We start from the raw sequence: 6,093 nt of genomic DNA on the forward strand, positions 1-6,093 counted from the left end.
TTGCATAAAAATTTTTATAAAAGGAATAGTATGCCTCTTTTAGATAGTTTTAAAGTAGATCACACCAAAATGCCAGCCCCTGCTGTAAGATTAGGTAAAGTTATGCACACAAAAAGTGGTGATGAAATTTGCGTTTTTGATTTGCGTTTTTGCAAACCAAATGCTGAAATTCTCTCACAAGAGGGTATCCATACGCTAGAACATTTATTTGCAGGCTTTATGAGGGATCATCTAAATAGCACTGAAGTAGAAATCATTGATATTTCTCCTATGGGTTGTCGCACAGGATTTTATATGAGCCTTATTGGAAAACCCAGTGAAGAAGCTGTAAAAAATGCTTGGGAAGCGAGTATGCAAGACATCTTAAAAGTGGATAATATCCCAGAAGCCAATGAGCTTCAATGTGGCACTTATAAAATGCACTCCCTAGAAGCTGCCAAACAAATCGCGCAAGATACGCTAAACAAGGGAATTAGTATCATGAATAACAAGGCTTTAGAGTTAAAACTATAATGCAACATTTAGAATATTTAAAAGCCATAGATACCTTAAATCTTTGGGCAAAGCATTATTATGTGTTAGATGATCCATTAGCAAGTGATGAGGAATATGATCTTCTCTATCATAAAGTTAAGGAATTTGAAGAAAAAAATCCAACCCTTTGTGCTAAAAACTCTCCTACACAAAGAGTGGGAGATAAGATTTTAGATTCTTTTAACAAATCTAGCCATATTGAGCGTATGTGGAGCTTAGATGATGTTTTTGATACTGCTGAACTAAAAGCTTGGATGGAGCGAATGGAAAAATATGGCTCCAATCTCCTTTATAGCCTTGATCCAAAATTTGATGGAGCAAGCTTAAATCTCCTTTATGAAGATGGAAACCTTATAAAAGCAGCCACTAGAGGCGATGCCTTTATAGGCGAAGAGGTTACACAAAATGCAAAAACCATTCAAAGCATTCCTTTATCTATCCCCTATAAAGAACGCATTGAAATAAGGGGAGAATGCGTTATCCCAAAAGATGATTTTGAAATCTTAAATAAAGAAAGGGAAGCTAGAGGCGAGAATCTCTTTGCAAATCCACGCAATGCAGCAGCTGGTAGCTTAAGACAACTTGATAGCAGTATCACTGCTAAGCGTAAATTGCAGTTTATTCCTTGGGGTGTAGGATATTGCAGTATGCAAGAGGATAGCTTTTTTGCATTAATGGAAAAGATTCGAAGCTTTGGTTTTATTAGTTCGCCTTTTTCTAAAACTTGCAAAAGTTTAGAAGAAATACAAGAGCTTTATACTAAGCTCATAGCACAAAGGGATACCTACCCTATTATGCTAGATGGTATGGTAATTAGGCTTGATGATATTCCTTTACAAAAAAGTTTAGGCTTTACGATAAAATCCCCTAGATTTGCTTGCGCTTATAAATTCCCTGCATTAGAAAAAAGGGCTAAAATCTTGGATATTGCCTTGCAAGTAGGAAGAAGTGGAGTGGTTACTCCTGTTGCTATTTTAGAACCTGTGTTAATTGAGGGTGCAAAGGTTAGCAGAGCTACTTTACACAATTTTGATGAAATTAGCAAAAAAGATATTCAAATCAATGATTCTGTGATTTTAATCCGCAGTGGAGATGTGATTCCAAAAATCATAAAATCCCTTCCTGCATTACGCGATGGCACACAAAAAAAATGCAAAATTCCAACCCATTGCCCCATTTGTGGTAAAGAATTACTTATTGAAGAAAAGCTTATTAAATGCCAAAATTTAAATTGTGAAGCAAGAGTGAAAAACTCTATTATCCACTTTGCTAGCAAAAAAGCCTTAAATATTGATGGTTTAGGAGATAAAATCGTAGAGCTTTTATACGACATGGAGAAAATCAAAAGCATTGAAGATCTTTTTTCTTTAAAATTTAGCGATTTAGAGAATCTTGAAGGCTTTAAAGAAAAGAAAATTAATAATCTTTTAAAAGCCATTAAAGATACAAAAGGTGTAGATTTATGGCGTTTTATCAATGCCTTAGGAATTGAACACATAGGCGAGGGAGCCAGCAAAAAAATCGCAAGCACTTTTGGGCTAGATTTTTATTTAAAGACGCATGAAGATTTTATGGCTCTTGAAGGCTTTGGGTGTGAGATGGCAAACTCCTTAGTAGAATTTTTAGAAGTCAATAAAGAACGCATTATCAATCTTTTAACCCTTTTAACCCCTAATGTACAAAAAGAAGATTCCTTGCCCTCTTCGCCTTTTAGCAATAAAACTCTAGTTATCACAGGAACACTCTCACAAAAAAGAGAATTTTATGAAGAGTTGCTAGAAAAAGTAGGAGCAAAAGTAAGCTCAAGCGTTTCTAAAAAAACCGACTTTTTATTATGTGGAGAAGATGCAGGATCCAAGCTTAAAAAAGCACAAGATTTAGGTGTAAAAATTTTAAATGAAAAAGAATTTAAGGAAATGTATGGATTATGATGTAATTGTAATAGGTGGCGGACATGCAGGGATTGAAGCTTCTATTGTATGTGCTAAAATGGGTGCTAAAACCCTGCTTTTAAGCATTTTAGTAGAACAAATCGGTGCTGCTAGTTGCAACCCCGCAGTGGGTGGGCTTGGCAAAGGACATTTAGTTAAAGAGATTGATGCTCTAGGTGGAGTAATGGGCTATATCACTGATAAATGCGGGATTCAATTTAGAATCCTAAATGCCTCTAAGGGACCAGCCGTGCAAGGCACAAGAGCGCAAATTGATATGGATAGATATAAAATTATCGCAAGAGATTTGTGTTATAGCACTAAAAATCTAACCATAGCACAACAAAGCGTTAGCTCTTTAATCATTGAAAATAACGAAGCTATGGGAGTAATAACCTCCATTGGCAAAAAATATTTTGCTAAAAAGATCATTTTAACCACAGGAACTTTTTTACAAGGAAAAATCCACATAGGCGAACACACTTCAAGCAATGGAAGAGCAGGAGAACCACCTTCCATTGAACTTGGAGTAAATCTAAAAGAACTAGGCTTAGATGTAGGTAGGCTCAAAACTGGGACTTGTGCGAGGATTAAAGCTAGTAGCATTGATTTTAGCAATTTAGAAAAGCACCATGGCGATAGCCCTGCACCCTTTTTTAGCCACAAAACGCAAAAAGAGCTTAATGGAGAGGAATTTAACCCCACACAACTTCCTTGCTATGTAACCTACACAAACGCAAAAACTCATGAAATTATCCGCTCCAATTTTCATCGCGCTCCGATGTTTACCGGACAAATTGAGGGCATAGGACCACGCTATTGTCCTAGTATTGAAGATAAAGTCAATCGCTTTAGCGATAAAGAACGCCACCAACTTTTTTTAGAACCCCAAACTAAAGAAGCAAATGAATACTATATCAACGGACTTACAAGCTCCCTACCCTTTGATGTGCAAGAAAAGATGATTAGAAGCATTGAGGGCTTAGAAAATGCAGAAATTGTGCGTTATGGCTATGCGATTGAATATGATTATATCAATCCTACGGATTTAAAGCACACTTTTGAAACCAAAAAGATTAAAAATCTCTATTGTGCAGGGCAGATTAATGGCACAACAGGTTATGAAGAAGCAGCCGCTCAAGGAATCTATGCTGGGATTAATGCTACCCTTGCTTTAAACAACAAACCTCCTTTTATTCTAAAACGCAATGAAGCCTATATTGGAGTTTTAGTAGATGATTTAGTAACCAAAGGCACAAAAGAGCCTTATAGAATGTTTAGCTCGCGTGCTGAATATAGACTACTTTTGCGTGAGGGAAATGCAATCTTTAGGCTAGGAGAATATGCTTATAATTTAGGACTTATGGGAGAAGAAGATTATAAAGAGCTTTTAAAAGATAAACAAGATATTCAAAATGGACTAGAATGGCTATCTTCCACTCCCATTACCCCTACTTTAGAGGTTTTGGATTTTCTAAATTCTATTAATGAAGATAAAATCAGCGATAAAACCACTTGGATTACAATAGTAAGCAGAAGAAGCTTTGATCTCCAAAAGCTTTTAAAAATTGATACCCTTATCAAAACTCCTTTTGCAAACTATTCTAAACGCGCACTAGAAGAACTTTTAATAGAAGCAAAATACAAAAACTATATCCAAAAACAACAAGTTTTGATTGATAATATGGATAAAATGCTAAGCATAGAAATTCCTCAAGATTTTAGCTATGAATCAATCCCCGGACTTAGCCTAGAAGTGATTGAAAAACTAAAAAAATTCACTCCAAAAAGCCTTTTTGAAGCAAGCGAGATTAGCGGTATCACACCTGCAAGCCTTGAAGTTTTACAACTTTATATCCATCTACACCATAAAAAAGGAAAAATTTAACCTCCTTTTAGCCATTTTTGGCTATAAATATCACTTAGTTTATAAAAAGGATTTAACAATGAAAAATATAAAAGTTGCTATTGTTGGCGGTTCTATTGCTGGTTTAAGCTCCGCTCTAGTTTTGGCAAGTGCTATCAAAAATGAATTAAACTTTGAAATCAGTATTTTTGATGAAGGAGGCTCTAAGGCTGATCTTTACAAAGCTGAAATCTACAATGTTCCCTTATTTCCTAGAGGCATTGGTGGTAAAGAGATTATAGAAAAGACAAAAGAACAAATCAACTCTTTAGCTAAAGTTAGCTATATAGAAAAAAAGGTAGATGAAATTTCAGGCTCTAAAGGAGATTTTAGTCTAGTAGCAGGGGGAGAAAATTTTGGCAAATTTGATTATGTGATCCTTGCAACAGGTGCTGGTGAATGTGCCATTAAAGGACTAGAAGATAAAGTAAAACCCCACCCTTTAATGCCAAAACCGGGTAAAATTATGCTAGAAAATAGCGGAAGAAATTTGATAAAAGAGGGAATGTATGCAGCAGGATTAGCAAGCGGAGTTACAACAATGGTAGCTTGTGCTATGGGAAGTGCTAATGAAAGCGCTTGTGCTATCCTTAGCGATATTGCAGGCACAACAGCAGTAATCCATGACTTAAAAGGCTCAAGAAGTTAAATTTATAAAAGCTTGCCTTTTTTTGCAAAGGCTTGCTTTTTAATTATAATCCATATTTTTTACATTTATGGATAATATTAAATCCTCAATAAAAATATCGCCAAATAACTTTTATTTCTATAATCAATTTAAAACTAAATCATAATTAATTTTAAAGCAATGTCAAAGAATAAAAGGTAAAATTTTATTTAGTTTTAAGCAGTATTTTTATTTTCTTTTAAAGGCTTTAAAGGAGGCTTAATGGTAGAAATAAATATTTTTATGATACTGTTTAATCACTCTAGTTATAGTCTTAAAACAACTATAACTAAAGCTCAATTAATTAAAGACTAAAATATTCTAAGTAAAACCCGCTTAACTTACGCTTAAAACTATTAAAACCAGTCTTTAAAAGATAAAGCGGGTAAGGAGGCTAAAATTTCTTTTTAGCTTTTAATATTATCTTATCTTTTTACACAAAGCTAGTTTGAAGACTTTTTAAACCCTTAGATTTTAAGGGTTGTAAAGTTTATTTTATTTATTTTAACTAAAAATAAATTTATATAAAGTAATTTTTATTATTCTAAACTATCAAAGAATCAAGCTGAAGAACAACCAAAAAATCCAAACCATTCCTTTTTATTTTTCCAAACAACAAACCCACACTTTATACAAAAAGCAATTTTGTTCGCGGCAGTGGGATTCCCTTAGTTTGTAAGCAAACTTTTAAGAGGCCACTCTCAAAATACTTTTTATATAAAATTTTATCATTCCACCCATCCTTACAAAGTTTATGCCCCCCTGTCATTGCGAGATTTGCGAAAGCAAATCGTGGCAATCTAAATATATTGCTAACTAATACAATTCTAAAGCATCTTTATTCAAAAGCAATTCTCTTAGGTAAGAGTAGGATACCTAAAACTGACAAGCAGTTTCTTCCCTTACGCCACGAGAATTCTTTTGCAATAAAGAGTTTCTATCTCTGTCACTGCGAGTAAATGCATTAGCATTTGCGTGGCAGTCCAAAAAGGAACTTCCTTTCCTTTTTCACAAAAACGCCTCTCCCCCTCCTCACTCCCCCAAGCACAAAAAGC

Annotated in this window: 4 protein-coding genes; all 4 read left to right on the forward strand. The window is 34.5% G+C overall.

Annotation, left to right across the window (positions count from 1 at the left end; genetic code table 11):
- Positions 1 to 30: 30 nt before the first annotated feature.
- The 4 genes from luxS to EBF09_RS05425 are packed head-to-tail and all read left to right on the forward strand — an operon-like array spanning position 31 to position 5,020.
- Positions 31 to 513: an S-ribosylhomocysteine lyase gene (luxS, locus tag EBF09_RS05410; protein ID WP_121764117.1), complete on the forward strand. Its 483-nt coding sequence runs from the start codon at positions 31 to 33 to the stop codon at positions 511 to 513.
- Positions 513 to 2,465, forward strand: a complete 1,953-nt coding sequence (gene ligA, locus EBF09_RS05415) for an NAD-dependent DNA ligase LigA (protein ID WP_121764118.1) — start codon at positions 513 to 515, stop codon at positions 2,463 to 2,465. Before luxS ends, ligA begins: the two co-directional genes overlap by 1 nt.
- Positions 2,455 to 4,353: a tRNA uridine-5-carboxymethylaminomethyl(34) synthesis enzyme MnmG gene (gene mnmG / locus EBF09_RS05420; RefSeq protein WP_121764119.1), complete on the forward strand. Its 1,899-nt coding sequence runs from the start codon at positions 2,455 to 2,457 to the stop codon at positions 4,351 to 4,353. The genes ligA and mnmG overlap by 11 nt, the downstream gene beginning before the upstream one ends.
- A 58-nt stretch (positions 4,354 to 4,411) precedes the next feature.
- Positions 4,412 to 5,020, forward strand: a complete 609-nt coding sequence (locus EBF09_RS05425) for an FAD-dependent oxidoreductase (RefSeq protein WP_121764120.1) — start codon at positions 4,412 to 4,414, stop codon at positions 5,018 to 5,020.
- Positions 5,021 to 6,093: the final 1,073 nt, after the last annotated feature.

The sequence above is a fragment of the Helicobacter burdigaliensis genome, assembly GCF_003670295.1.
GTDB classification, from domain to species: Bacteria; Campylobacterota; Campylobacteria; order Campylobacterales; family Helicobacteraceae; genus Helicobacter_D; species Helicobacter_D burdigaliensis.

What these genes read in the sequence shown, in the direction of transcription:
- mnmG (WP_121764119.1), top strand. Translation starts at nt 2,455, where the DNA reads ATGGATTATGATGTAATTGTAATAGGTGGCGGACATGCAGGGATTGAA.
- EBF09_RS05425 (WP_121764120.1), top strand. Translation starts at nt 4,412, where the DNA reads ATGAAAAATATAAAAGTTGCTATTGTTGGCGGTTCTATTGCTGGTTTA.
- ligA (WP_121764118.1), top strand. Translation starts at nt 513, where the DNA reads ATGCAACATTTAGAATATTTAAAAGCCATAGATACCTTAAATCTTTGG.
- luxS (WP_121764117.1), top strand. Translation starts at nt 31, where the DNA reads ATGCCTCTTTTAGATAGTTTTAAAGTAGATCACACCAAAATGCCAGCC.